General features: G+C 69.5%; 25 protein-coding genes and 4 tRNA genes. 28 read left to right on the forward strand and 1 reads right to left on the reverse strand.

What is annotated here, in order from left to right; all coding sequences use genetic code 11:
* Positions 1-31 precede the first annotated feature (31 nt).
* The 9 genes from AB0J06_RS13810 (at position 32) to AB0J06_RS13850 (ending at position 9940) form a co-directional block, all read left to right on the forward strand.
* Positions 32-772 (forward strand): hypothetical protein, encoded by a 741-nt coding sequence (locus AB0J06_RS13810; protein ID WP_357428184.1) that lies wholly within the window; start codon positions 32-34, stop codon positions 770-772.
* Between the two features lie 192 nt (positions 773-964).
* The gene (locus tag AB0J06_RS13815; RefSeq protein ID WP_357428186.1) at positions 965-1558 is read left to right on the forward strand and encodes an NADH-quinone oxidoreductase subunit I; all 594 of its coding nucleotides are present in this window, start codon (positions 965-967) and stop codon (positions 1556-1558) included.
* Entirely contained in the window at positions 1555-2073 is a 519-nt protein-coding gene (locus AB0J06_RS13820) for an NADH-quinone oxidoreductase subunit J (protein ID WP_357428188.1), read from the forward strand. Before AB0J06_RS13815 ends, AB0J06_RS13820 begins: the two co-directional genes overlap by 4 nt.
* Positions 2073-2450 (forward strand): NADH-quinone oxidoreductase subunit NuoK, encoded by a 378-nt coding sequence (gene nuoK / locus AB0J06_RS13825; protein WP_357428238.1) that lies wholly within the window; start codon positions 2073-2075, stop codon positions 2448-2450. The genes AB0J06_RS13820 and nuoK overlap by 1 nt, the downstream gene beginning before the upstream one ends.
* Complete coding sequence (locus AB0J06_RS13830) at positions 2447-4333, forward strand: NADH-quinone oxidoreductase subunit L (RefSeq protein WP_357428190.1); 1887 nt, start codon at positions 2447-2449, stop codon at positions 4331-4333. The genes nuoK and AB0J06_RS13830 overlap by 4 nt, the downstream gene beginning before the upstream one ends.
* 19 nt (positions 4334-4352) lie before the next feature.
* Positions 4353-5900 (forward strand): NADH-quinone oxidoreductase subunit M, encoded by a 1548-nt coding sequence (locus tag AB0J06_RS13835; RefSeq protein WP_357428192.1) that lies wholly within the window; start codon positions 4353-4355, stop codon positions 5898-5900.
* Entirely contained in the window at positions 5897-7402 is a 1506-nt protein-coding gene (locus AB0J06_RS13840) for a proton-conducting transporter membrane subunit (protein WP_357428194.1), read from the forward strand. Before AB0J06_RS13835 ends, AB0J06_RS13840 begins: the two co-directional genes overlap by 4 nt.
* A 172-nt stretch (positions 7403-7574) precedes the next feature.
* A complete protein-coding gene (gene htpX / locus AB0J06_RS13845) occupies positions 7575-8456 on the forward strand; it encodes a zinc metalloprotease HtpX (protein ID WP_357428196.1) in 882 nt (293 codons plus the stop codon).
* A gap of 212 nt (positions 8457-8668) precedes the next feature.
* Complete coding sequence (locus AB0J06_RS13850) at positions 8669-9940, forward strand: MFS transporter (protein ID WP_357428240.1); 1272 nt, start codon at positions 8669-8671, stop codon at positions 9938-9940.
* A 79-nt stretch (positions 9941-10019) separates the two neighbouring features.
* Here the strand turns inward: AB0J06_RS13850 and AB0J06_RS13855 are convergent, their stop codons facing one another.
* Positions 10020-10514 (reverse strand): YajQ family cyclic di-GMP-binding protein, encoded by a 495-nt coding sequence (locus AB0J06_RS13855; protein WP_357428198.1) that lies wholly within the window; start codon positions 10512-10514, stop codon positions 10020-10022.
* Between the two features lie 149 nt (positions 10515-10663).
* Between AB0J06_RS13855 and AB0J06_RS13860 the strand changes: the two genes are divergently transcribed.
* The 19 genes from AB0J06_RS13860 to AB0J06_RS13950 all read left to right on the forward strand — a co-directional run bounded on the left by AB0J06_RS13860 (position 10664) and on the right by AB0J06_RS13950 (position 26630).
* A tRNA-Tyr gene (locus AB0J06_RS13860) sits at positions 10664-10747 on the forward strand.
* Between the two features lie 559 nt (positions 10748-11306).
* Positions 11307-11816, forward strand: a complete 510-nt coding sequence (locus tag AB0J06_RS13865; RefSeq protein ID WP_357428200.1) for a hypothetical protein — start codon at positions 11307-11309, stop codon at positions 11814-11816.
* 710 nt (positions 11817-12526) lie between these two features.
* Positions 12527-12661, forward strand: coding sequence for a hypothetical protein (locus AB0J06_RS13870; RefSeq protein WP_357428202.1), 135 nt, complete (start codon positions 12527-12529; stop codon positions 12659-12661).
* A 145-nt stretch (positions 12662-12806) separates the two neighbouring features.
* A complete protein-coding gene (locus AB0J06_RS13875) occupies positions 12807-15236 on the forward strand; it encodes a sensor domain-containing phosphodiesterase (RefSeq protein WP_357428242.1) in 2430 nt (809 codons plus the stop codon).
* Positions 15237-15328: 92 nt separating this feature from the next.
* Positions 15329-15401 (forward strand) — tRNA-Thr (locus AB0J06_RS13880).
* 26 nt (positions 15402-15427) lie between these two features.
* Positions 15428-15500, forward strand: a tRNA-Met gene (locus AB0J06_RS13885).
* Positions 15501-15633: 133 nt separating this feature from the next.
* Entirely contained in the window at positions 15634-15801 is a 168-nt protein-coding gene (gene rpmG / locus AB0J06_RS13890; protein ID WP_067301359.1) for a 50S ribosomal protein L33, read from the forward strand.
* A 121-nt stretch (positions 15802-15922) separates the two neighbouring features.
* Positions 15923-16369 carry a MaoC family dehydratase N-terminal domain-containing protein gene (locus AB0J06_RS13895; protein WP_357428204.1) on the forward strand — a complete coding sequence of 149 codons (447 nt, stop codon included), beginning with the start codon at positions 15923-15925 and terminating at the stop codon, positions 16367-16369.
* 1 nt (position 16370) lies between these two features.
* Positions 16371-16760 (forward strand): MaoC family dehydratase, encoded by a 390-nt coding sequence (locus AB0J06_RS13900; protein ID WP_357428206.1) that lies wholly within the window; start codon positions 16371-16373, stop codon positions 16758-16760.
* 163 nt (positions 16761-16923) lie between these two features.
* A tRNA-Trp gene (locus AB0J06_RS13905) sits at positions 16924-16996 on the forward strand.
* Positions 16997-17224: 228 nt separating this feature from the next.
* Positions 17225-17611, forward strand: a complete 387-nt coding sequence (secE, locus tag AB0J06_RS13910; RefSeq protein WP_357428208.1) for a preprotein translocase subunit SecE — start codon at positions 17225-17227, stop codon at positions 17609-17611.
* Between the two features lie 20 nt (positions 17612-17631).
* The gene (gene nusG / locus AB0J06_RS13915; protein WP_357428210.1) at positions 17632-18363 is read left to right on the forward strand and encodes a transcription termination/antitermination protein NusG; all 732 of its coding nucleotides are present in this window, start codon (positions 17632-17634) and stop codon (positions 18361-18363) included.
* A 154-nt stretch (positions 18364-18517) separates the two neighbouring features.
* Positions 18518-18949, forward strand: a complete 432-nt coding sequence (gene rplK, locus AB0J06_RS13920) for a 50S ribosomal protein L11 (protein ID WP_357428212.1) — start codon at positions 18518-18520, stop codon at positions 18947-18949.
* Positions 18950-19143: 194 nt separating this feature from the next.
* Positions 19144-19860, forward strand: a complete 717-nt coding sequence (rplA, locus tag AB0J06_RS13925) for a 50S ribosomal protein L1 (protein ID WP_357428215.1) — start codon at positions 19144-19146, stop codon at positions 19858-19860.
* Positions 19861-19938: 78 nt separating this feature from the next.
* Positions 19939-20688 (forward strand): ABC transporter ATP-binding protein, encoded by a 750-nt coding sequence (locus tag AB0J06_RS13930; RefSeq protein WP_357428217.1) that lies wholly within the window; start codon positions 19939-19941, stop codon positions 20686-20688.
* A complete protein-coding gene (locus AB0J06_RS13935; RefSeq protein WP_357428218.1) occupies positions 20685-21377 on the forward strand; it encodes a hypothetical protein in 693 nt (230 codons plus the stop codon). The genes AB0J06_RS13930 and AB0J06_RS13935 overlap by 4 nt, the downstream gene beginning before the upstream one ends.
* Positions 21378-21673: 296 nt before the next feature.
* A complete protein-coding gene (gene rplJ, locus AB0J06_RS13940) occupies positions 21674-22219 on the forward strand; it encodes a 50S ribosomal protein L10 (RefSeq protein ID WP_357428220.1) in 546 nt (181 codons plus the stop codon).
* Positions 22220-22278: 59 nt separating this feature from the next.
* Positions 22279-22662, forward strand: a complete 384-nt coding sequence (rplL, locus tag AB0J06_RS13945) for a 50S ribosomal protein L7/L12 (RefSeq protein ID WP_357428222.1) — start codon at positions 22279-22281, stop codon at positions 22660-22662.
* A gap of 536 nt (positions 22663-23198) precedes the next feature.
* Positions 23199-26630 (forward strand): DNA-directed RNA polymerase subunit beta, encoded by a 3432-nt coding sequence (locus AB0J06_RS13950; protein ID WP_357428224.1) that lies wholly within the window; start codon positions 23199-23201, stop codon positions 26628-26630.
* The last annotated feature ends 82 nt before the right edge of the window (positions 26631-26712 follow it).

Consider the following 26712-nt stretch of genomic DNA (forward strand, 5'->3'; position numbering starts at 1 on the left):
CGGGCGTACCGGCGCGAAAGGGAGCGCGAGGTTGAGCGCACGTCATGGAGGCGGTCGCGACGGCATCTGGCGCATCGGCCCCGTCCGCCTGTTGACGGCGGTCGTACTCGGCTATCTGAGCCTGGTGCTGGTGCTGACGGTGCTGAAGCTGGATCTCATCCGTCCGGACTCGGTGGTCCCCAACCCGGGTACGGGCGCGACCGGCGCGGCACCCGACCTGCCGGGGTCGCCGGCGACGGAGGACCCGGGGTTCCCCACCCCGACCGTCCCGGTTCCGGCGCCCTCCCCGGCGACGCCGAGCGTGGTTCCCACCGGCACCCCGCCACCGCCACCGCCCCCACCACGGCCGACCGCTGCCACCACCCCGCCCGCGCGGTCGGTCGTCACCGCGTATGAGGCCGAGTCGGCGGGGAACGGCCTGGCCGGGACCAGGACCTTCAACTGTCCGGGCTGCTCGGGCCGGAAGAAGGTGGGCAACATCGGCCGCGACATGGGGGCGCTGCGAATCAACGGCGTCACCGCCCGGACGGGTGGCCCGGCCGTTGTCACACTCGGCTACGTCAACGGTGAGGGCACCCGTGCGGCGCAGCTCAGCGTCAACGGCGGTCCTCCGCTCTCGCTGAGCTTCCCGGGCACCGGCGGGTGGAGCACCAGCGGGGCTCTGGTCGTCACGGTCACCCTCAGAGCCGGCGCCAACACGCTGACGCTGTTCAATCCGAGCGCCGCCGCGCCCGACTTCGACAACATCACGGTCAGGGTTCCGGCCCGATAGCACCCGTCCGCGTGAAACCGGTCGGGCCGGCGGCTGTGCCGAGGTGTGCACGGGCTGTTCCACCTCCCGCGACACTCGGCGCGGCCGCTCCGCCGCCGCAGCGACGACCTGCCGCTGTCACCGCGGCGGGAGGGGGTGCTCGCGCCCGCGCGACGGACGGGGCAGGATGAGGCACATGAGGGAGCGAGCGGCATGAGCGAGCGCGGACACGGCGAGGGGCTGGTCAAGGGACTGGCCGTCACGCTCAAGACGATGGTCCGGCCGACGCACACCCAGCAATATCCGGACGTCGCCCCGGAGCTGCCGCCACGTTCGCGCGGTGTGATCGCGCTGCTCGCGGAGAACTGCACGGTCTGCATGCTCTGCGCCCGCGAGTGCCCGGACTGGTGCATCTACATCGACTCGCACAAGGAAGAGGTCGTGGTGCCGGGCGCGGCCCGCCCGCGTCAGCGCAACGTGCTCGACCGCTTCGACATCGACTTCTCGCTCTGCATGTACTGCGGGATCTGCGTCGAGGTCTGCCCCTTCGACGCGCTCTACTGGTCGCCGGAGTTCGAATATTCCGAATACGACATCCGGGATCTGATGCACGACAAGGACCATCTGGGGCAGTGGATGGCGACCGTGCCGCCGCCGCCCGCGCACGATCCCAACGGCGAGGCGTCCAAGGAGGAAACCACGGCCGCCCGCAAGGCCGCCGCCGGTGGTCCGGGGGCGCCCGCCGTACGCCCGCAGCGTCCCGCCCGTCCCAGCCCCGAGGTGGCGCCCCCCGAGGCAGAAGCGTGACCGGCGCGGACGTGCTGCTGCTGGCGCTCGGTGCGGTGGCGGCCGGCGCCGGGCTGCTCGTGGTGACCACCCGCCATCTCGTCCGTGCCGGGCTCTACCTGGTGGTCTGCCTGGCCGCCGTGGCCGGGCTCTACCTGGTGCTCACCGCCGAGCTGGTGGCCTGGGTGCAGGTGCTCATCTACGTGGGCGCCGTGGTGGTGCTGCTGCTGTTCGCGGTGATGCTGACCCGCGCACCGATCGGCGCGTCCGAGGACCTCGACCGGCCGGGTTGGCCGGCCGCCCTCGTCGGTGGCGGAGCTGGCCTCGGCCTGGCGGCCCTGCTCGTGGACGCCTTCCGGTGGTCCACGGTGGAGCTTCCGGAGGCCGGCACCGCGGAGCGGCTCGGGACGTCCGTCTTCGGCTCCTGGGTCCTCCCGTTCGAGGTGCTCTCCGTGCTCCTCCTCGCCGCGCTGGTCGGGGCGATCGTGCTCTCCCGCCCCGAGATCGGCGCGCCGGCGGAGGGGGAGGGGCAGTGATCCGTCCCGTCATCCCCTACGTCACCGCCGCGCTCCTCTTCGGCCTCGGCGTCTACGGCGTGCTGCGTCGACGCAACGCGGTGCTGCTGCTCATGTCGGTCGAGTTGATGCTCAACGCCGTCAATCTGATCCTGGTCACCGCCGACACCACGGTCCGGGCGGTGCTGCCGCAGAGCGGGCAGGTCTTCGCGCTCTTCGTCATCGTGATCGCCGCCGCCGAGGTGGGGGTGGGGCTCGCCATCGTGCTGCACCTCTACCGGCTGCGGTCCAGCGTCGCGGTCGACGAGGTGCCGCTCGGCGGCGAGCCGGTCGAGGGCGACGGCGGCATCGCGGTGCGGCCGACGGACGCGGCGCCGGGGGAGCGGGTGGCGCGGTGACCGTCGAATCGCTCGGACTGCTGCTGCCGGCCGTACCCTTCGGGTTCGCCCTGGTCGGGCTGCTCCTGCCGCTGCGCTCCCGCGCGGTGGCCGCGGGGCTCGGCATCGCCGGCGCGGCCGCCGCGCTGCTGATCGCGACGGCGCTGCTGGCGTCGCTGGACGGCCCGGTGGAGAGCAGCGCGCGGTGGGTGGACTTCGGCGGGTTGACCGTGACCTACGGTGTCCGGCTCGATCCCGTGGCCGCTCTCGTGGCGGTGGCGGTCGGCGCGGTCGCGCTCGCGGTGCAGGTCTACTCCGTCGCCTATCTGGCCGACGACGACCGCTACCCGCCCTACGCGGCCCAGATCAGCCTCTTCACCGCCGCGATGCTGCTGGTCGTGGTCGCCGGTGACCTCCTCATGCTGCTGGTCGGCTGGGAGGTCATGGGGATCTGCTCCTATCTGTTGATCGGCCACGACCGGCGGCTGCCCGAGGCGCCGGCGGCCGCCGTGAAGGCGTTCCTGGTCACCCGGGTCGGCGACGTCGGATTCCTGCTGGGGATCGCGCTGCTCGGCATCAAGGCGGGCAGCTTCCGGATCGCCGACGTACTCGCCGCGGACCTCGGCGTCGGCACGCTGACCCTCGCCTGCCTGCTGCTGCTCGCCGGGGTGGCCGGAAAGAGCGCCCAGTTCCCGCTGCACACGTGGCTGCCCGACGCGATGGCCGGCCCGACCCCGATCTCCGCGCTGATCCATGCCGCGACGATGGTGGCGGCCGGCATCTACGTGGTGACCCGGCTGTACCCGCTCTTCCTGGCCGCGCCGATCGCGTTGACCGTGCTCGGCGTACTCGGTGCGATCACCCTGCTGCTCGGTGCGTTCGCCGCGACCGCGCAGGACGACATCAAACGGGTTCTGGCCTGGTCGACGGTGTCGCAGATCGGCTACATGTCCGGAGCGCTCGCCGTCGGGTCCTCGTCGGCTGCGCTTTTCCACCTGCTCACCCACGCCGCCTTCAAGGCGCTGCTCTTCCTCGCCGCCGGATGCGTGATCCACGCCGTCGGCACCAACCTGATGTCGGCGATGGGCGGACTGCGTCGTGCGATGCCCGTGACGTTCTGGTGCACCGCGATCGGGTTGGGCGCCCTCGCCGGGGCGCCGCCCCTCGCCGGGTTCTGGAGCAAGGAGAGCGTCCTCGCGGTGGCCGAGCGGGCGACGCATGGCGACGGGCCGGTGCCGGGCTGGCTCGGCTGGCTGGTTTGGCTCGCCGGCCTCGTCGGGGTCGCGCTCACCGCCGCTTACGCCACCCGCCTCCTGCTCCGTACCTTCCTGGGCGTCACGCGGTCGCCCGCCGCGCACCCGCACGATCCGCCGGCGTTGATGCGTTGGCCGGTGCTGCTGCTCGCGGTGCCGAGCGGGCTGCTGGGACTCGCCGTCTTCGCGGACGCGTTCGCCCGGCGGTTGCAGCCGGTCGCCGGGGGAGAACACCGGACTCTGCTGCCGCGGCACGAGAGCCTGGTGCATCTCGGGCCGGAGTTGCTGCTGCCGTTGGCGTTGCTGCTGCTCGGTGCCGGGTCGGCGTGGCTGCTCTGGCGCCGCGACCCGACGGTCGATCCGGCCCGCGCTCTCGGTCCGCTGCGGCCGGCCTTCGCGCACGCCTTCTGGCTCGACGAGCTCCAGCACGTCCTGGTCGTCCGACCGGTGCGGGCGCTCGCCCGGGCCGTACGCCGTGTGGACGAGACAGTGGTGGACGGTGCCGTCGAGCGGACCGGACGGGGAACGCTCGGGCTCGGCGGCGCGGTCGCCGCGCTGCACCGGGCCGGGCTGCCCCGCGCGGCGACCGCCGTACTGGCCGGCGCCCTGCTGATCGGCCTTGCCGCCGCCGTCTTCGGAGGCCTCACATGACCCGACGGGGGGTGGCGGAGTGAACGGCGGAGAGTTCGCGCTCGCCGCGACGCTGGCGGTGCCGGCGGCCGGCGCCGCTGTCGTGGCGTTGGTGCCGGCCCGGGCCGACCGCGCCGGTCGGCTGCTCGGGACGGCGTTCGCCGCGGTCGGGTTCGTGGTCAGCCTGCTGCTCTACATCGGGAGCCGCGGCTGGTCCACCCCCCGGCCCGCGCAGGCCGGCGTGTCGGCCGTCCAACCGTGGCACGAGCTGGATCTGACCTGGGTGCCCGGGCTCGATCTGCGGTTCCATCTCGGGGTGGACGGGCTCTCCTACCCGCTCGTGGTCCTGACCACGCTGCTCACCCTGCTCTGCTGCGCCTACACCGTCTGGCGCACCCCCGGAGCCCGGCCGGGGCGCGCCCTCGTCGCGTTGCTGCTGGTCATCGAGGTCGGCATCCTCGGCACCTTCCTCGCTCTCGACCTGGTGCTCTTCTTCGTCTTCTTCGAGGTCGTGCTGCTGCCGATGTACGCCGTGATCGCCGGCTGGGGTGGCGATGGCAGCGGAGCAGGCGACAGCCGTCCGCACCGGGCGGCCGCCCGAAAGTTCGCGCTCTACACGCTCTTCGGCTCGGTCCTGCTGCTGGTCGGCGTCTTCACCGTGATCTCGGCTGCCGGCACCGCCGACATCGTGGCGCTCACCGGCGGCGCCGGTATGTCGCGCCCCGTTCAGCTCGCCGCGTTCGTGCTGCTCGCGGTGGCGTTCGCGGTCAAGAGCCCACTCTGGCCGCTACACACCTGGCTCCCCGACGCGCACACCCAGGCACCCACCGTCGGCAGCGTCATCCTCGCCGGGGTGCTGCTCAAAATGGGCACGTACGGCCTCATCCGGGTTGCCGTCGGGGTGGCCCCCGAGGGCGCCCGGTGGGCCGCGCCGGTGCTCGGCGTGCTCGCCGTCGCCGCGATCATCATCGGGTCGCTGGTCTGCCTGGCGCAGGTCGAGTTGAAGCGCCTGATCGCCTACTCCAGTGTCGGACACATGGGTTTCGTGCTGCTCGGCATCGCCACGCTCACCGCGACCGGCATCCAGGCGGCGCTGATCGGCAACATCGCGCACGGTGTCATCACCGGACTGCTGTTCTTCCTGGCCGGGGCGGTCAAGGACCGGTTCCACACGGGCGCGCTGGACGCGCTCGGCGGCCTACGGGAGCGGATGCCGTTCCTCTCCGGGCTGCTCGGTTACGCGGCGATCGCCTCGCTCGGGCTGCCCGGCCTCGCCGGCTTCTGGGGTGAGGCGTTCGCGGTTGTCGCCGCGTTGCGCCGCGGCGGCCCGCTCTGGACGACGCTGGCCGTACTGGCCGCGCTCGGCGGCGCGCTGACCGCCGCGTACTTCCTGCGCCTGCTCCGCCGGGTCACGCACGGTCCGGCGTCGCCGGTGGTCACCGCCGCCGACTGCCGGGGGATCGCGGGGGTGGAGGCGGTGGCCTGGGCGCCGCTGGTCGTCCTCGCGCTGGCGGTGGGGCTGGTGCCGGCCCTGGTGCTCGGCCTCGCCGGCGCCCCGGTGCAGGCCCTGGTGGAGGTGGTCCGGTGACCCAGGCCGTCGACAGTCTCGCGCTCCTTCCGGCCTACCTGGCGGCCGGCACCGCCGTACTCGTGCTCCTGGCCGATCTGTTCGTCGCCCGGCGCGGGGCCACCCTCGCCGTGGCGATCGTCGGGTCGCTGCTGACGGCGGTCGCGGCCGGCGCGGCCGCGACCCAGCCCGCCCGCGCCACGTTCTGCACCGGCATGCCCGCCCCGGACGCGGTCGAGGTCCCGCCGGACTGCTCGTACGTCGCGGACGGCCGGGCGGCCCTCGTTGCGGTGCTGTTCGCGCTTCTCACCGCGGCGGTGCTCGCGCTCTCCGCGCCCGCGCTGCGTGTGGCGTCCGTTCCGGCGGGGGAGTACTGCTTCCTGCTCGCCTGCTCGATGACCGGCGGCGTGGTCCTCGGCGCGGCCGGCGACCTGATCACCCTGATCGTGGCGTTGGAGACGCTTACCCTGCCCCTCTACGTGCTGGTCGGGCTGCGTCGCCGCGCCGTGGCGTCCGCCGAGGCCGCGGTCACCTTCTTCGTGGTCAGCGTCGTCGCCACCGCGGTCACGCTGCTCGGCGCGGCGCTGCTCTACGCCGCCAACGGCGCCGTGCACCTGGACCTGCTCCACGCCGCGTCCGCGACGGAGTCGCCGGGAATGGCGCGGCTCAGCCGGGTGGCCGTGGTGCTGCTGCTGGTCGGCCTGGCGTTCAAGGTCGCCGCTGTGCCGCTGCACGCCTGGGCGCCGACGACGTACGACGGCGCCCCGCTGCCGGTGGCCGCCTACCTGTCGACCGCCTCGAAGCTCGGCGGCGTCGTCGCGATCCTCTACGTCGTGGTGGACGGGCTCTGGCCCTGGGCCGAGGTGTCGGGAGTAGCGCTCGCCATCCTCGCCGTGTTGACCATGACTGTGGGTAACGTCGTAGCGCTGCGGCAGACCCGGACGGTACGGCTGCTGGCCTGGTCGTCGGTGGCGCAGGCCGGCTACATTCTGGCGCCGCTCGGCGCGGCCGCGACCGCTGCCGGCCGGACGAACGACGCCCGCACGATGGCGGTGGCCGCCGCCGTGGCGTACACGATCTTCTACGTCGTGCTGGAGTTGGCCGCCTTCGCCGCGCTCGTGGCGCTGCGCCCGGCCGGCGCGGACGGCGGCTCGATCGCCGAGTACCGGGGAGCGGCGCGCCGCCATCCCTGGGTGGGCGCGGCGCTCGTCCTCGCGCTGATCGGGCTCGCCGGGCTGCCGCCCGGCCTCGCCGGACTCTTCGCCAAGGTGGCGGTGGTGCGGTCGCTGGTCGGCGGGGGAGCGGGGTGGCTCGCCGTGCTGGTCGCGCTCAACGCGGTGGTCGGGCTCGCCTACTACGTACGCGTCTCCGCCGTCCTCTACGCGCCGACGACCGGTGAGCACGCGACGCCCGCGCGGGTACGGGTGCCGTGGCCGGTGGCCGTGGCGTTGGGGGGCGCGACGCTGGTGGCGCTCGTGGTCGGGTTCGCCCCGCAGTTCGTGCTCGACGCCGCGCTCCGATAGCCGTTCACGCACCGCGTCGGACGCGCTCAGCCGGATACCCGTCAATGTTGCTCGCCGCGATTCTCAGATAACTTTCAGCTATTTCCGGATTGTTGCGGGTATGCAGATTGTTGAACCGGTCGAGGACTCCCGGGTTCGCAGACTCCCGGGTTCGCGTACTCAAGGAGTGACCATGAACCGCCACCACAACGGTCTCAAGACGGCTGCTCTGCTCGGCCTGCTCACTGCGATCATCCTCGCGGTCGGTTACTGGTTCGGCGGAAGCGCCGGCCTGGTCATCGCCGTGCTCATCTCACTGGTGATGAACGGTGTCACCTACTTCTGGTCCGACAAGATCGCGCTGCGGTCGATGAGAGCCCAACCGGTCAGCGAAGCGCAGTACCCGGCGCTCTATCAAATGGTGCGCGAACTGGCCACCGAGGCGCGGCAGCCGATGCCCCGGCTCTATGTCAGTCCGACCCCGCAGCCCAACGCCTTCGCCACCGGGCGCAACCCGGCCAACGCGGCGGTCTGCGTCACGAACGGGATCACGCAGATCCTCGACTACCGCGAGCTGCGCGGGGTGATCGGACACGAACTCTCACACGTCTACAACCGCGACATCCTGATCTCCAGCGTCGCGGCCTCGCTCGCCGGCATCATCACCACGCTGGCGAACCTCGCGTGGTTCATCCCGCTCGGCGGCGGTGACGACGAGGATCGTCCCAACCCGGCCGTGATGCTGATGATGCTCATCCTCGGGCCGCTGGCCGCGACGATCATCCAGTTGGCGATCAGCCGGAACCGCGAGTATGAGGCGGACGCGTCGGGGGCCCGACTGACCGGCGACCCGCTCGCGCTGGCCAGCGCGTTGCGAAAGATCCACGCCGGTACGCAGCGCATGCCGCTGCCCGCGGACAGTCCGGCTGCCACCACCGCGCACCTGATGATCGACAACCCGCTGCGCGGCGGCGGTCTCGCTGCACTCTTCTCCACCCACCCGCCCATGGAGCAGCGGGTCCTGCGACTGCAGCAGCTGGCCGCCACCCAGGGCCCCGTCCAGTTCCAGCGCTAACCCCCGCCCCCCGCTGGTGCACCCCGTCGATCAAGGACGAGTTCACACGGTTCGATCTCCATTCGTGTGAATTTCTCCTTGATCGGCGGGGTTTTCCTCGATCGGTAAAGGGCTGTGACGCTGCTTCCACTCGTCCGAGAACCCGATTGCCCGAACCCTCCGCGTCGTTAGGGTCTGATAGCGGGTCGGTCGTTACAAGGGGGTCGGTGGCAGTGGTCGCGTTGCGGCAGTACCTGGGAGTGTGGCGGATCCCGGGAGCGCCGATGCTGCTCATCGCCGGGATCATCGGGCGCCTCGGCATCGGCATGACCCCGCTGGCGCTGCTGCTCGTCGTGCAGAACGTCACCGGGCGGTACGCGCTGGCCGCCGTGGCCGGTGGCCTCTACGCGCTCGCCGGCGCGGCGCTCAGCCCGATCGCCGGCCGCATCGCCGACCGCGTCGGCCCCGCCCCGGTGCTGCTGGTGACTGCCGTGGCGCACCCGCTCGCGCTCGTCGGCCTGCTGTTCGCCAGCCGGTCCGGTGCCGACGCGCTCACCGTGATCTACCTGGCCGCGGCGGCCGCCGGTGCCACGTACCCGCCGCTGACCGCCGCCATCCGCGGCGCCTGGAACGATCTGACCGGTCCCGCCACCGGCCGGTACGGCCTGCGCAACACCGCCCTCGCCGCGGAGACCTCGCTCTTCGAGGTCGTCTTCGTGATCGGCCCGCTGCTCGTCGCGGCGTTCGTGCTCGCCGCGGACGCGGCCACCGCGCTCATCGGCGCCGCCGTGGTGACGCTCCTCGGCACGGCCGCGGTCGCGTTCGGCCGGGCGATGCGGAGCTGGCAGCCGCATCCGCGCAACGCGCAGGCCAGCGGGTTGGGCCCGCTCAAGGTGCAGGGCTTCCCCGCGTTGCTGCTCTGCGTCGGCGGCCTGGGGGTCGCGTTCGGCGCCGCCGGCGTCACCGTCCCCGCGTACGCCGCGGCGCAGCGTCCCGGCGATTCGGAAGGTCTCGCGAGTGTTCTGCTCGCCGTGTGGGGTGTCGGCAGTGCCATCGGCGGCATCTGGTTCGGCACCCGCCCGTCGGCGAGGAACATGCCGCGTCAGTTCGCCGCGCTGCTAGCCGCGGTCGCCGGCACGTTCGTCGTGTTCGCGGCGATGCCCAACCCGGTCGCGCTCGGCATCGCCCTGATCATCGGCGGTGCCGTGATCGCGCCCGCGTTGACGCTCGAGAACACCATGGTCGGCCGGATCGCTCCGGGCAGCATGCTGAACGAGGCGTACACGTGGGTTGTCACGGTCGCGGTCGCGGCCAGCGCGGGCGGCGGAGCGCTCGCCGGCATCATCGTGGATCGTCCCGGCGGCGTGCCGTGGGCGTTCCTCCTCGCCGGCGCGGCGGTCGGCGTCGCGGCGGTCGTGGCCGCGCTGCCGACCGGTTCGATCGCCCGTGCCGAGGCGCGCGCCGCGGTCAACGTCGAGCAGGCGCTCGCCGCCGAACTGATCTGAAAATCGAGGTACGCGGAGCAGGGGCCGAAAGCCGATCGTTCTGGTCAGCTTTCGGCCGTGACCGCTACCGCGACAGGTCTTACCGGTAGTTGGTGAACTGCAGGGCGACCCCGAAGTCCTCCTGCTTCAGCAGGGTGATGATCGCCTGAAGGTCGTCCTTCTTCTTGCCGGTGACCCGGAGCTGGTCGCCCTGGATCTGGGCCTGCACGCCCTTCGGCCCCTCGTCACGGATCTTCTTGCTGATCGCCTTGGCCTTGTCCGAGTCGATGCCCTGGATGATCTTGCCGTCGATCTTGTAGGTCTTGCCTGACGAGCGGGGCTCACCCGCGTCCAGCGACTTCAGCGAGATGTTCCGCTTGACCAGCTTCTCCTTGAAGACGTCGAGCGCGGCCTTGACCCGCTCCTCCGTCTCGGCCTGGAGACTGACCGCTTCCTCGCCCGACCAGGAGATCTCGGCGCCTGTGCCGCGGAAGTCGAAGCGCGTGGAGAGCTCCTTCTCGGTCTGGCGGAGGGCGTTATCGATCTCCTGCCGGTCGACCTTGCTGACGATGTCGAACGACGGGTTCGCTGCCATGCTCATGCTCCTGCTGTCCGGCGATATGAAGATGTCCCGGGCCACGTGACAGCGGCCCGACATCCCGACCGTACCCGGTTGCATGTGGGGGCGGTGCTACCGCTATCCTTGCTTCCGCTGCCACGGTTTCATCCGTGGTGGCACGCCCTGGCGGGTTGCCCGAGCGGCCAATGGGAGCGGACTGTAAATCCGTCGCGAAAGCTTCAGAGGTTCGAATCCTCTACCCGCCACCAGGTGCGAGAGCGGCCCCTGACCAGCAGAGATGCCGGTCGGGGGCCTCTTTCATGAGTCTCACTCAGTCCCGCTCTGCCCGCCCGATCTCGCTGGCTGTGTCACATACGTCGAGGTCGCTGTCGCTCGCTGGTGGGAATCTCTATCCCGGTTGTAGACGCTGCCGCCAGCGGTGACTTGGCGCCGAGCCCAGCGTTTCCCCCTGATGTGCCCGTGCGGGCGAGATCGTCACGTGCTTGTTCGACGACCGCCCAGACATCAGAGTGATCATGCCAACCCTGGCCGGAGCGAAAGCGTGTCAATCCGCGACCTCATGCCGCTCGGCACCCCGTGGACGGGGAATGGGTAGCTTGTCGGCCCACCCATGCTCGTAGGACTTCAACAGCCTGCGTACGAGGTGCCCGCTGGGCGATCTCCTCGCTGAGTGGGCGGCGAACGATCGCCTGCGCGGCCTCTCGCCGGAACTGGCTCGACGACAACAGCGGAAAGACGGGTGACCGCCTTTCGGCTTGGCGATGGTGTACTCATCGTCCGATCCGTCGAGGCACGCGGTGATCAACAATGCTGCTCCTGGCGCCCGCCGGAAGCCTGGGCCAGGGATTCGCGCCGGGGCAGTCGGTGACCGTACAGATGCATCCTTCGTCGCCGCGGATGGTGTGGGCGAAGGAAGGGCCGAACGGTTTTCCGGATGTGTGGTGTGAGTCCGCGACGCAGGATGTGCGACTCGCCTCGATGCAATCGGAAGCCTCACTGTTCGATGTGTATGAACTCACCGTCGACGGCGAACGATGGCGAGGGGTCTCGACGATGCTCGGTAGTCCCGCGGGCACGTACGACATCGTCTGTCGGGGCTCCGGCGCGACGTCGGCGCTGAGCATCGGGGACGCCCCCTGGTCCTACGATCTCCGCCACACCAGATTCTTCCGTATGGCAACAGTCGGTCTTCCGCTTTCGGACACCGCTATCGCTACGGTGATGATGGTCTTGGGCGGCGTCGTCGGCGGCTTGGTCATCGCAGTTGTGGTCGCCCGCCGGCGACGGACGCTTCACCAGTCACAACCGGCCGCATGACATTGGTTGTCCGTTCTGCTGCGATGTCCCGGCCGGTGCCAGGGCCGCCGTAGGCCGTCGGCGTGCCGGCGCGCCCGCGTTCGGGGAGCTAGGTAGTTGAGCGTCGCCCGTCGCCCCAGCACGGGCGCCTCGCCGTCACGAACGTGCGCGACGCCCGTATGTCCCTCAAATGCCGAACGGGTCAGCGGACTTGATCATCTGTGCCGCCCTCGGCTGTCGATGTCGGTTCGGGGCGCGTTGTCGGGAGCGGCGGGCGGAGCGGTCGCGGTGCGCGTCGGTGAACGGACGGCTGCGAGCCACCGCGGACCGCCGACCGCGCGGCGTCGTCGAGCGGCCATGATCGGGTTGCCCAGGGGCGTAATCGGACGTGGCCGCCGGGGCATCGACCGGCGGACCCTGCGGGGTGGCTTTCGTTGCGGTTGGGGCTGGTGAGTCGCTTCGATCAAGGTGCGAAGGAAGTAATGGGGCGAAAAGGACTTACCCAAGTGATTGTTAAAGTCGGCCTCATCCGATTGGTTGGATCTCGCTGCAGAGGGCTCTCTCGGGCATTCTGCGTATGGGCTTAGGCGGGTCGGTGTGGCAGCATCATCCCTACCCTCAACTGTTCGATTCACCTTTTAGCCTCTGACGGGAGCAACCTGATGCCTGCACGCGGGATCGGCCGCTGGGTCGGGCGAGCGGCAATGTTCGTCGCCCTTGGAGTCGGCCTCTTGGCCGTTGCCGGTCTGGCCAACGTCAGTGGCGTCGGCGGTTCCGTGGTGACCGGCCAGGCGGAGTTCGGAGACGGGTTCGACTCTTCGGACAAGCAGCCCGAACTCACCACGATGGACTTCGACTGGAACTAGGTCGAGCTTTCGCGCACCGCGACGGCGCCCGTCGCTGAGGACGAAGGTGGCCACCCAGAGGAATCTCCCCCGCCGGTCTCCGGATCTTGCCTGGTTGATAACCGGGCCTTTGGCGTTGGTGGCCATCGTGAGCGCCGTCGCGCTCATGGTGGAGCATCCACAGGCTGCGGGGGAGTGGGCGATCGGCCTGCTCTTCTTCGTGCTGTTCGTCTCCGCCAGCTCCGTCGTCCTCATGTTCGAGGTGCGCCGGCAGGCGTTCTCCGTCACGCTGGTCGAGATTCCGTTCCTGCTGGGGCTCTTCTTCCTGCCCCCGCTCACGCTGATCCTGGTCCGCGTGTTGGGTTCCGTGGTCGCCCAGACACACCGTCGGGTCCCGCCCATCAAGCTCTGCTTCAACACGGCGAGCCATGCGGCCGGAGCTGCGCTCGCCTGCGTGCTGGTGTTCGCGGCCGGTCCGCTGCAGGGCGCTTCACCCCGCACCTGGCTGGTGCTGTCCGGCGCGGTCGGCATCAATGTGCTGGTCACCCTGGCAGGCGTCGTCGGGGTGATCACCCTCGTCCAAGGGCGGATCTCCAGCCGCGAGTTGGCCCGTACAGCTGTCCCCGGTCTCGTCGTGGCCGGCATCAACACCACGATCGGCCTTCTGGTGCTCGTGGTGGTGGACCAAGGCGGGGTCTGGTCGGTGTTCATCCTGGCGGCTCTGGCGAGCTTCTTCGTGGTCGCCTACCGGGCCTACGCGCAGTTCCTGCGCCAGCACCGGACGCTGAGCGAGATCTACGACCTGACCCGGGCGATCGCCGACACGCCCCACGACGGCACGCTGCCGGATGTGCTGCTCGGTCGGGTCCGGGAGTTGCTCCAGGCGGAGTACGCCACGTTGTGGATGCCGGTGCTGGGTCGCTATCCCGAGGTGCTCCTCTCCGCACGGGTGGATGACCGGGGCCTGGTGGACGTCGCGGGAACCCCGGACACGCTGCGCAGGCGGGTCATGGAGACCGGGGAGACGGTCGCGGTCGGCGCGAAGTTCGGCGACGCGCAGCTACGCGAGCACCTGCTGGAGTCGGGCGCCAAGGACGCGATCGCGGTGCCGCTCAAGGCGGGCTCGGCGGTGATCGGCTGCCTGGAGGTCTCCGGCCGACTCGGCGACCTGACACACTTCGGTCCGGGCGACGTACGACTCCTCGAGGCGGTCGCCGCACACGCGGCGGTGGCGGTGGAGAACTCGCGCCTGGTGGACCGGCTCCGCCATGACGCGGCGCATGACGGGCTGAGCGGGTTGCCCAACCGCCGCCGCATCACGGCGGCGCTGGAGGAGTCGGTCACCGTCCGCGCGCCGGGCGAGGTCGTCGCCGTGCTCCTCTTCGATGTGGACGGGCTGCGCCAGGTCAACGAGTCGCTCGGCCACGCCGCCGGTGACCAGGTCCTGGTCGAGGTGGCCCGGCGACTGCGCGCCTCGGCGCCATCGTCCGCACTCGTCGGCCGACTGGGCAGCGACGAGTTCGTGGTGACTCTGCGCGCCGAGAACGCGGACACGGCCATGGACCTCGCGGCGGAGTTGCGGGAGCAGATCCGCGACCAAATGATCTTCGGCACGCTCACCCTCGACGTCGACACGGCGGTCGGTGTGGTCGTACACCCGGATCACGGCAGCGACCCGGCGACCCTGCTGCAGCGGGCCGACCTGGCCGCGACGGCCGCCAAGACGATGCCCGGCAGCGTCCAGCTCTTCAACCCCGGTCTGGAGTCGCGTTCGGTGCGCCGGCTCGGTCTCGCCGGCGATCTCCGCCGGGCCCTGGACAACGACGAGCTGGAGGTCTACTTCCAACCAAAGGTCACGCTCGGTGACCGGCGGCTGGTTGGGGTGGAGTGCCTGGCGCGCTGGGAACACCCGTCGCACGGGGCGGTCTCGCCGGAGGACTTCGTCGCGGTCGCGGAGCACACCGGGCAGCTGAGCAAGCTGACGGAGGCGGTACTCAAGGAAGGGCTGCGGCGGTGCCGGGACTGGGAGGTCCGCCACGACGCGCTCTCGGTCGCCGTCAACCTGTCGGCCCGCACCCTCAACGATCCGCATTTCCCCAACCGCGTCGAGGAGTTGCTCGGCGAATTCGGTGTGCCACCGGAGCGGTTGACCTTCGAAATCAAGGAAGAGGGCGTCCTCGACGGCACGGACCGTCCCATGCCCACGCTGCGCCGGTTGCGGGACCTCGGCGTACGGCTGTCCGTCGACGATTTCGGCACCGGCTACTCGTCCCTCTCGTACCTTCGCCGCCTGCCGGTGAACGAGGTGAAGGTCGACCGCTCCTTTGTGCAGGGGATGGCGACCGACCCGGGTGACCTGGCCATCGTCAACGCCGTGGTGACGCTGTCTCAGCAGTTCGGCCTGACGGTGGTGGCCGAAGGTGTCGAGAGTGAGCTCACGCTGGAGCTGCTGCAGGACATCGGCTGTCAGATCGGGCAGGGCTTCCTGTTCAGCCGTCCGCTGCCGTACGAGCGGTTGGCCGCCTGGTACGAGGCGCAGACGGAGCCGGAATCGGCGTTGTCGGCCGAGGTCCGCCGTCTCCGCGCGGTGCCGTAGCGGCTGCTCCGCAGCGCGCGGGGAACCTGATTTCACCTAGCGCCGATCGCCGTGTACTCTTACCCGTGCGCGCCCTCAGGGAGATCGCGCAAGCCCCCTTAGCTCAGTCGGCAGAGCGTCTCCATGGTAAGGAGAAGGTCTACGGTTCGATTCCGTAAGGGGGCTCAAAGGGTCAACTTAGACCCGCCCACAGCGGTGTAGCTCAGTTGGTAGAGCAAGCGGCTCATAATCGCTGTGTCGCCGGTTCAAGTCCGGCCACCGCTACTGTCGATCATCGGGAGCGTTCCCGGAGATTGAAGCGAGGGGCGCCAAATGGCGCCCACTTTGCGTGTCCGCGTGGTTAGCGTCTACGCTGTCACGTCGTAGTTGAATCCGTTAGCGAGGAAGGCACCCCGCCGTGGCCAAGGCGACCGACGTCCGTCCCAAGATCACTTTGGCGTGTGTGGAGTGCAAGGAGCGCAACTACATCACGCGTAAGAACCGCCGTAACGACCCGGACCGCATCGAGCTGAAGAAGTTCTGCCCCCGGGACGGCAAGCACACGATCCACCGCGAGACCCGCTGAGCGTCGCCGGCGAATGCCGGCGCAGTAGCACACAGATCGCCGTTTCGATGACGGGAGCGCAGTCCGACCGCGCCTCCGCCGCCGAAGCGGCGATCTTTGCTTGTACGTGTAGTTTCGCGGCATGCCCTTGGACCCGTCCTTCGTCGGCCGGAGCTACCCGCCGACCGCCCCCTACCAGGTGGGGCGCGAGAAGATCCGTGAGTTCGCCACGGCGATCGGCGCGACCGACGCCGCACACCACGACCCCGAGGCCGCCCGCGCGCGTGGCCACGCCGACGTGGTGGCGCCGCCCACTTTCCCGGTGGTGCTCACCATGGCCGCCAGCCGGCAGATCATCGAGGACCCCGTCCTCGGCGTCGACTACAGCCGGGTCGTCCACGGTGACCAGCGCTTCGCGTACACCCGTCCCGTCGTCGCCGGCGACGAACTGGTCTGCGTCAACACCGTGGAGGACATCACCTCGCGCGGCGGTCACGACTTCCTGACCACGCGCACCGAGGTCGCGACCGTAGCCGGCGAGCCGGTGGTCACGGTCTGGTCGAAGATCGTCGTACGGGGGGAAGGCTGACATGGAACTGCCGGTGAAGACCTTCCGAATCACGCGGGCGGACCTGGTCCGCTACGCCGGAGCCTCGGGCGATTTCAACCCGATCCACTGGAGCGACCGCTTTGCGACGAAGGTCGGGCTGCCTGGTGTGATCGCGCACGGCATGTTCACCATGGGCCTGGTCGGCCGGGCGGTGACCGAGTGGGCGGGCGCCGCCGACGCGGTGGTCGAGTACGGTGTCCGGTTCACCCGCCCGGTCGTGGTGCCCGACGACGACGAGGGCACGGAAATCGAGGTCCGTGCGGTCGTGAAGGGCGTCACGGAGGACGGTCTGACCCAGCTGGACCTGACCGCGACCTGCCACGGCGAAAAGGTGCTGGCGCAGGCGCGGGCCACCGTCCGGATGTCGTGATGGCCGGCCGTGGCGCAGTACGTCGCGGCGTTGGCCGGAGTGCTCCGGCGAAGTGCGGCGGACCGGTTGGGAAAGTCGGGCGTCTACCCGTACACTGGTCCGCCGTGGGGTAGTCACCCCCGCTCAGTCGTGCACGGTTGAGTGGGATCACCTGTCCCCGCACAGGGGTGTAGCTCAATTGGCAGAGCAGCGGTCTCCAAAACCGCAGGCTGCAGGTTCAAGTCCTGTCACCCCTGCGCCTAAGGCCTGACCGGCCCCGGGGGTCGGTGCCGCTCGTCGCGGCGCCCGTCCCGTGGTGGTGGCGTTCGGCGGAGGCCGTTCGGGCGCCACTGCGCCGGTCCGGTGATCTCCGTCGGCTCCGCCGGCCGCGGCTCGCCCCGGAAATGGTGCGGGCGACCGGCGTGACCTGCGCAGCGCGCGTCCACCCGACGTGCGAACCAACCACCCCCGCGACGGAGGGCGAAGTGGCCGAGAGCAATCGGCGCGGCGAGGACGCTGCGGACGACCGCCTCGATGACGAGGCGTTCGACGGCGCTGTCGACGACGACGCCGACGAAGAGCCGGTTTCGCGCGGCGGCACGGCCACCCGCGCCCGCCGCAGGGCGGACGTCGAGGACGACAAGGCCAAGGCGAAGAGGGACACGGAGCGCGTCGGTTTCTTCGGCCGCATCATCCGGTTCATCCGCGAGGTCGTGGCCGAACTGCGTAAGGTCATCTGGCCGACCCGCAAGGAGCTGCTGACCTACACCGCCGTGGTGGTCGCGTTCGTCACCGTGATGTTGACGATCGTGGCTGTCCTGGACTTCGGGTTCGCCAAGGGCGTGCTGTGGGTCTTCGGTAACAAAAGCTGACGTGACGGAAGTGAGCAAGCGTGCCTGAGTACGACGAGACCGCCGATACCGCCGAGGAGCAGCAGTCCCCGGTGGCGACGGCGGCCACTGACGAGTCGGTCGAGGCCGCCAGCGAGCCGGATTTCGCGCCCGTCGCGGAGCCGGAGCCCGACGAGGACTACGACCCGGTGGCGGAGCTGCGGCAGAAGCTGCGCTACGCGCCCGGCGACTGGTACGTGGTGCACTCGTACGCCGGTTACGAGAACAAGGTCAAGACCAACCTCGAGACCCGGATCACGAGCCTCGACATGGAAGAGTTCATCTACCAGGTCGAGGTGCCGACCCGCGAAGAGGTCGAGGTCAAGAACGGCAAGCGCCTGCAGGTGCAGAACAAGGTCTTCCCGGGCTACATCCTCGTTCGGATGGAGCTCACCGCGGAGTCCTACTCCTGCGTGCGCAACACCCCGGGAGTCACCGGCTTCGTCGGGGCGACCGACCGGGCCGACCGCCCGGCGCCGCTCTCCCTCGACGAGGTGCTGAAGTGGCTCGCGCCGGCGGCCGAGACCGCCGAGCAGAAGAAGGCGAAGCCGGAGATCAAGGTCCTCGACTTCGAGGTCGGCGACTCCGTCACCGTCACCGACGGTGCCTTCGCGTCGCTGCCCGCCACGATCAGCGAGATCAACGCCGATCAGCAGAAGCTCAAGGTGCTGGTGTCGATCTTCGGTCGGGAAACCCCCGTCGAGCTCAACTTCAACCAGGTCGCCAAGATCTGAGGCCCTTGAGTGCCGTGGCGCCGTAACGACCTCGGGAAATATCCCGCTGGGAGACTGCGCTACCCTAGAACGTCGGCCCGCAGGCCGCGCTGACCGTGCGCGCCCTCCGGGCAACGTCAGGTGAAATCCACCAGATCAAGCCCCAGGAAGAGACATGCCTCCGAAGAAGAAGCTCGTCAAGACGTTCACGCTTCAGCTGCCGGCGGGCCAGGCCACTCCGGCGCCGCCGGTCGGCCCGGCGCTCGGTCAGCACGGCGTCAACATCATGGAGTTCTGCAAGTCCTACAACGCGCAGACCGAGGCGCAGCGGGGCGACATCGTCCCCGCGGAGATCAGCGTCTACGAGGACCGCTCCTTCACCTTCGTGCTGAAGACCCCGCCCGCCGCGCGCCTGCTGATCAAGGCCGCCGGTGTGCAGAAGGGTTCCGGCGTGCCGCAGACCGACAAGGTCGGTTCGGTGACCCGGGCGCAGCTGCGTGAGATCGCCGAGAAGAAGATGTCGGACCTCAACGCCAACGACCTCGACCAGGCGGAGAAGATCATCGCCGGCACCGCGCGCTCAATGGGCATCACCGTCAAGGAGTAGGGCGTAGTCCCGGTCGCCCTCCGGCGGCGTTCTCGGTCGCTTGCGTGCAATAGCACGCGGCGCTCCCGGCGGCCTTGCCGGAGACCAACTGGAACCCGGCACCGGCCTTAGATCAAGAGCAAGACCAAGCAAGAAGAAATCGTGGGAGGGCACGCGCGACGCGCGGCCCGCCAATGACCACAGGAGTGCACGACATGCCACGCAGCAAGAACTACCGCAAGGCATTCGACCAGATCGACCGGTCGAAGTTCTACAGCCCCGCCGAGGCGGTCAAGCTGGCCAAGGAAACCACCAACGTCAAGTTCGACGCCACGGTCGAGGTCGCGATGGGCCTCGGCGTCGACCCGCGTAAGGCGGACCAGATGGTCCGCGGCACGGTCAACCTGCCGCACGGCACCGGTAAGACCGCCCGCGTGATCGTGTTCGCCGCTGGCGCGAAGGCCGAAGAGGCCGCCGCCGCCGGTGCTGACGAGGTGGGGACCGACGAGCTGGTCGCCCGGATTCAGGAGGGCTGGCTCGACTTCGACGCGGCGATCGCCACGCCCGACCAGATGGCCAAGATCGGCCGGATCGCGCGGATCCTGGGCCCGCGCGGTCTCATGCCGAACCCGAAGACCGGCACGGTGACCATGGACGTCACCAAGGCCGTCTCGGACATCAAGGGCGGTAAGATCACGTTCCGCGTGGACAAGCACTCCAACCTGCACCTGATCATCGGTAAGGCCTCGTTCCCCGAGGCGCAGCTGATCGAGAACTACGCCGCGGTGCTGGACGAGGTGCTGCGTGCGAAGCCATCGGCCGCGAAGGGCAAGTACCTCAAGAAGATCACCCTGACCACGACGATGGGCCCGGGTGTCCCGGTCGACCCCAACATGGTCAAGAACCTCACCGAGGGTGCGACCGAGGCCTGAGTACGACGCACATCCTGACGATCGGGGCGCCCCCACCTGGGGACGCCCCGGTCGTCGTTTCTGTGGCAGGCTCGGCCCGTGCGACTGGATGACGTGTGGTTCCGCTACGGTCGGCGCGGCGCGTGGGTGTTGCGCGAAGTCGCGGTCACTGTCGAGCCGGGCCAGGTCGTCGTGGTTCTGGGGCGCAACGGCGTCGGCAAGTCAACGCTGCTGCAGCTCGCGGCGGGCGTTCTCCGGCCGAACCGGGGGACGTTTCGGGAGCGGCCGGCGCTCACCGGCTGGGTCCCCGAGCGGTTTCCCGCCGACCAGCCGTTCACGGTCCGGCAGTACCTGGGCGCGATGGCGCGACTGCGCGGCCTCGGGCGCGCCGCCGCGTTCGACGGCTGGACGGAGCGGCTGGGGCTGACCGCTTACCGGGACGTCAAACTGCCCGCCCTGTCGAAGGGCACCGCGCAGAAGGTCGGCCTGGCGCAGGCGTTGCTCCGCCGACCCGGCCTGCTGATTCTCGATGAGCCCTGGGAAGGGCTCGACGCCCCCACCCGCGAGCTGGTGCCGGAGCTTGTGCGGGAGGTGATCGCCGCCGGTGGCATTGTGCTCGTCAGCGATCACCGAGCGGAGACGGCCCGGTTACCGCACGCGATCCGCTGGACGGTCGCCGACGGGCGGGTCTCGGCGGCGACACCGGTGGGGAATGGGGACATCTGCGTGGTGGAGCTCGCGGTCCCCTCCGCGAGCGCGGCCGGCACGGTCGCGGCGTTGCGCGCCGCCGGTCACCACGTGCTCGGGATCCGCCAGGATGCGGGCGTCCGCCAGCAGGAGGTGCCGTGACGGCGTTGCTGTGGATGCGGCTCGTCGGGTTCGTCCGCACCGGCCGGGCGTTCGCGCCCCTGATCGCCGGCCTGGTCGTGCTCGGCGTGCTCTACGGGGGTGGGCACGCGCAGGTCGGTGAGGCGTACGGCGTCTCCGCCGTGGTTCTCTTCCCCGTGCTGGCCTGGCAGAGCAAGCTGCTGCTCGACGCCGAGCCGGACGTGCAACGGCGGCTCGCGGTGGTCGCCGCCGGCACCCGCCGCCGGGAACTGGCGGCCGGACTGCTCGCCGCCGCGGTCGCCGGATCCGTGACCGTGCTGATCGGGCTGATCCTGCCCTGGGTCGTCGGTGGGGTCACCGGCCCTCAGCAGGCCGGCGACCTTCCGCTGGGGGAGGGGATCGCGCTCGGCGTCTGGGCCCACCTGCTCGCGCTCCCCGCAGCCGTCGCGCTCGGCGCGCTGGCCACCCGCGCGGCGACCGGCAGCGTGCGATACGGCGTCCTGGTGCTGGTGGGTGGCTCGGTGGCGGCCATCGTCTTCGGGATGAAGGGCTCGATCGTCCCCTGGCTGGTGCCGCCGCTGATGCCCACCGCCCGGACCCTGACGGCCGAGCCGACCGCCGCGACGGTGGCGATGTTGACGATCCAGGCGCTGGTGTGGAGCGCCGCGGCGCTCTCCGCGTACGGCTGGATGCGCCGGACCCGCGCGTGACGTCGGCCTGCACCGCCCGTGATTTGGCGACGACGCCCGTGTCGCGTACTCTTCACATCGCGTCTGGCTCCCGGGTCAGGCGAGGATCGTAACCACCAGAGACCGCTGGTCACCGTGCCCCGGCACGGTTGAAGGCCCCGTTTCGACGGGCGGCCCGCGCAGGGGAAACGGTAAAGCGTGTCGGTCGTATCCATTTGACCGCCTCCGCCCCGTGCGCCCTGCGCCGGGGCGTTTTTCGTTGCCGCGGGGTCATTACCGAGAAGGTAGCCAGCCTGGAGCAACGAGAGAGGAGGGACATGGCGGACAAGCCGATTCGGGCCGACAAAGCCAGTGCCGTCGCCGAGCTCACCGAGAACTTCCGTAACTCCGGCGCCACCGTGCTGACCGAGTACCGCGGCCTCACGGTCGCGCAGCTCACCCAGCTGCGGCGTGCGCTGGGCCAGACCGCGACCTACGGGGTCGCGAAGAACACTCTGGCCAAGCGGGCTGCGGCGGAGGCTGGTATCGACGGCCTCGACGAGCTGTTCACCGGTCCTACCGCGCTCACCTTCGTCTCCGGCGATGTCGTTGAGGCGGCGAAGGGCCTGCGTGATTTCGCGAAGGCCAACCCGCTGCTCGTCATCAAGGGCGGCGTGTTCGAGGGCAAGGCGATCACGGCGGCGGAGGTCACCAAGCTTGCTGACCTCGAGTCCCGTGAGGTTCTGCTGGCCAAGCTGGCCGGCGCGATGAAGGCCAACCTGAGCAAGGCCGCGGCCGTGCTCCAGGCGCCGCTGTCGAAGGCCGTGCGTACGGCCGCTGCCCTGCAGGACAAGAAGCGCGAGCAGGAGGAGCAGGCCGCATAGCGTGGCCCGCCCCGGCGTAACACCAGTCATACACAGACATTGAGGAAAGGACGCCAAACATGGCGAAGCTCAGCACCGAAGAGCTGCTTGACGCGTTCAAGGAGATGACGCTGATCGAGCTCTCCGAGTTCGTGAAGCAGTTCGAGGACACCTTCGAGGTCACCGCCGCCGCGCCGGTCGCCGTCGCGGCCGCCGGTGGGGGTGCCGCGCCGGCCGAGGCCGAGCCGGAGAAGGACGAGTTCGACGTCATCCTCGAGAGCGACGGCGGCAAGAAGATCCAGGTCATCAAGGTCGTGCGTGAGCTGACCGGCCTGGGCCTCAAGGAGGCCAAGGACGTGGTTGAGGCCGCGCCGAAGGCGATCCTGGAGAAGGCCAACAAGGAGACCGCCGACAAGGCGAAGGCCAAGCTCGAGGCCGAGGGCGCGAAGGTCACGCTCAAGTGAGCTGACGCACACTGCGTCCAAGCGGGCGGCGATCCGGCACCGGATCGCCGCCCGCTTCTGCGTCGGCGCGCCCGGCGTACCCCGGTCATCAGGGCGTTGGCGGCGTGCCTCGGGGGACACGCCTGAGAGCCGTCACGGAATCCGGTTGAAAGACGTGAGCGCGACCCGCGCGCCAACCCTTGACGCGGCCCCTGCGTCCAGGCACCCTGACATCAGCAAGACCTTCCACGCTTGCAACGGCCATCGCTTGGGTATGGCAGCGGCGACACTGCCGCCGTCCCGACCCGGGGAAGCCCAGCGGGGAGCGCCGCGTTCTGAGCGGCCCGGCAGCACCGGTCAGGTGCGCCCGGCACGTTCCGCAGCGCCCTGCGGGGGCGGGCTGGACAGCGGTTAGCCGTGCGGCTACACTGCTAGTTTGCGCTGCCTTCCGACTTGACCCCTGCCCGGAATGTCCGAACCTGGATATTTGGAGTGGGGTCCATTGGAGTGCACGCGTAACAGCCGTTTTGCAGCACCGGTCCTCGGAAGGACGCATCTTGGCAGCTTCCCGCCCTGCGAAGACCAGTCGTACGTCGAGCGCTTTCGCTCCCCGCCGAATTTCATTCGGCAGGATTACCGAACACCTCGAGGTCCCCAACCTCCTTGCCATCCAGACCGAGTCGTTTGACTGGCTGGTCGGCAACGAGTCTTGGCAGGGCCGGTCGGCTAACGACCCGCACGCACGCTCGGGTCTCGCGGAGATCCTCGACGAGATCAGTCCCATTGAGGACTTCTCCGGCACCATGTCGCTCTCCTTCTCCGCACCGCGCTTCGACGAGGTCAAGGCCTCGATCGAGGAGTGCAAGGAGAAGGACCTGACCTACTGCGCTCCGTTGTTCGTGACGGCGGAGTTCACCAACAACACCACTGGCGAGATCAAGAGCCAGACGGTGTTCATGGGTGACTTCCCGATGATGACGCCGAAGGGCACCTTCGTCATCAACGGCACCGAGCGCGTCGTGGTCAGTCAGCTCGTCCGGTCCCCGGGCGTCTATTTCGACAAGCAGCCGGACAAGACCTCCGACCGCGACCTCTCCAGCGTGAAGGTGATCCCCAGCCGGGGTGCCTGGCTGGAGTTCGACATCGACAAGCGCGACACCGTCGGTGTCCGCATCGACCGCAAGCGCCGGCAGGCCGTCACGGTCCTGCTCAAGGCGATCGGTTGGACCGCTGAGCAGATCCGCGAGCGGTTCGGCTGGTCCGAGCTGATGATGACCACCCTGGAGAAGGACCACATCGCCGGGGTGGACGAGGCGCTTCTCGACATCTACCGCAAGCTGCGGCCCGGTGAGCCGCCGACGCGCGAGAACGCCCAGACCCTGCTCGACAACCTCTTCTTCAACCCGAAGCGGTACGACGTCGCCAAGGTCGGTCGGTACAAGTTCAACAAGAAGCTCGAGGTCGGCGTCCCGATCACCACGGGCACGCTGACCGAGGACGACATCGTCGCCACGGTCGAGTACCTCTGCCGGCTGCACGCCGGTGAGGAGGGCTACGAGGCCGACGACATCGACCACTTCGGCAACCGTCGTCTGCGCACCGTCGGCGAGCTGATCCAGAACCAGGTTCGGGTCGGTCTCTCCCGTATGGAGCGGGTTGTCCGTGAGCGGATGACCACGCAGGACGTCGAGGCGATCACGCCGCAGACCCTGATCAACATCCGCCCGGTGGTTGCGGCGATCAAGGAGTTCTTCGGCACGTCGCAGCTGTCCCAGTTCATGGACCAGACCAACCCGCTGGCGGGTCTGACCCACCGGCGCCGGCTGAGCGCGCTCGGCCCGGGTGGTCTGTCCCGGGAACGGGCCGGCTTCGAGGTCCGCGACGTGCACCCGTCCCACTACGGACGGATGTGCCCGATCGAGACGCCGGAAGGCCCGAACATCGGCCTGATCGGCGCGCTCTCGACGTTCGCGCGGGTCAACCCGTTCGGCTTCGTCGAGACGCCCTACCGCAAGGTCGTCGAGGGTCGGGCCACCGACCAGATCGACTACCTGACCGCGGACGAAGAGGACCGTTACGTCAAGGCCCAGGCCAACGCGCCGCTGAAGAGCGATGGCGCGTTCGCCGAGGACCGCGTCCTGGTCCGCCGGAAGGGCGGTGAGGTCGACTACGTCGCGCCGTTGGCGGTCGACTACATGGACGTCTCGCCGCGCCAGATGGTGTCGGTCGCGACCGCGATGATCCCGTTCCTCGAGCACGACGACGCCAACCGTGCCCTGATGGGCGCCAACATGCAGCGTCAGGCGGTGCCGCTGGTCAAGGCCGAGGCGCCGCTGGTCGGCACCGGCATGGAATACCGGGCTGCGGTCGACGCCGGCGACGTCGTCGTCGCCGAGGTCGGTGGCGTGGTCGAGGACCTGTGCGCCGACTACGTGACAGTGCACCAGGACGACGGTCACCGCCGCACCTACCTGCTGCACAAGTTCCGCCGCTCCAACTCCGGCTCCTGCGTCAACCAGAAGCCGGTGGTCTTCGAGGGCGACCGCGTCGAGGCCGGCCAGGTCATCGCCGACGGTCCCTGCACGGACGAAGGCGAGATGGCGCTCGGGCGCAACCTGCTCGTCGCGTTCATGACCTGGGAGGGGCACAACTACGAGGACGCGATCATCCTGTCGCAGCGCCTCGTGCAGCAGGACGCCCTCACCTCGATTCACATCGAGGAGCACGAGGTCGACGCCCGCGACACCAAGCTGGGCCCGGAGGAGATCACCCGCGACATCCCGAACGTCAGCGAGGAAATGCTCGCCGACCTCGACGAGCGGGGCATCATCCGGATCGGTGCCGAGGTCGTCCCCGGCGACATCCTGGTCGGCAAGGTCACGCCGAAGGGCGAGACGGAGCTGACCCCTGAGGAGCGGCTGCTCCGCGCGATCTTCGGTGAGAAGGCGCGCGAGGTCCGGGACACCTCCCTGAAGGTGCCGCACGGCGAGACCGGCACGGTCATCGGCGTCCGCACGTTCTCCCGCGAGGACGGCGACGAGTTGCCGCCGGGCGTCAACGAGCTGGTCCGGGTCTACGTGGCCCAGAAGCGCAAGATCCAGGATGGTGACAAGCTCGCTGGCCGTCACGGCAACAAGGGCGTCATCTCCAAGATCCTGCCCGTCGAGGACATGCCGTTCCTTGAGGACGGCACGCCGGTCGACATCGTGCTCAACCCGCTGGGTGTGCCGAGCCGAATGAACATCGGTCAGGTGCTGGAAACGCACCTCGGTTGGGTGGCCAAGACCGGTTGGAACGTCGAAGGCGACGACGCGGACTGGAAGAAGGCCCTGCGGGCGATCGACGCGCAGGAGTCCGAGCCCGACACCAATGTGGCGACGCCGGTCTTCGACGGCGCCAAGGAGGAGGAGATCTCCGGTCTCCTCAGCAGCACGCTGCCCAACCGGGACGGCAAGCAGCTGATCGGTGCGAGCGGCAAGGCGCAGTTGTTCGACGGCCGGTCCGGCGAGCCGCTGCCCGACCCGATCGCGGTCGGATACATCTACATCCTGAAGCTGAACCACCTGGTCGACGACAAGATCCACGCTCGGTCGACCGGCCCGTACTCGATGATCACCCAGCAGCCGTTGGGTGGTAAGGCGCAGTTCGGTGGCCAGCGGTTCGGCGAGATGGAGTGCTGGGCGATGCAGGCCTACGGTGCGGCCTACGCGCTGCAGGAGCTGCTGACGATCAAGTCCGACGACGTCCTCGGCCGAGTGAAGGTCTACGAGGCCATCGTCAAGGGCGAGAACATCCCCGAACCGGGCATCCCGGAGTCGTTCAAGGTGCTGCTCAAGGAACTGCAGTCGCTCTGCCTCAACGTAGAGGTGCTCTCCAGCGACGGCGTGGCCCTTGAGATGCGCGAGACCGACGACGAGGTTTTCCGGGCCGCGGAAGAACTCGGCATCGACCTGTCCCGGCGTGAGCCGAGCAGCGTCGAGGAAGTGTGAGGTTGGGGTCGGGGGCCGGATACACTCAACCAATCTGATGGCAATCGGCGTGTTTCTAAGTACGAGCACCACACGAGGAAGA

The organism is Micromonospora sp. NPDC049679 (genome assembly GCF_040659735.1).
Taxonomy (GTDB): domain Bacteria; phylum Actinomycetota; class Actinomycetes; order Mycobacteriales; family Micromonosporaceae; genus Micromonospora_I.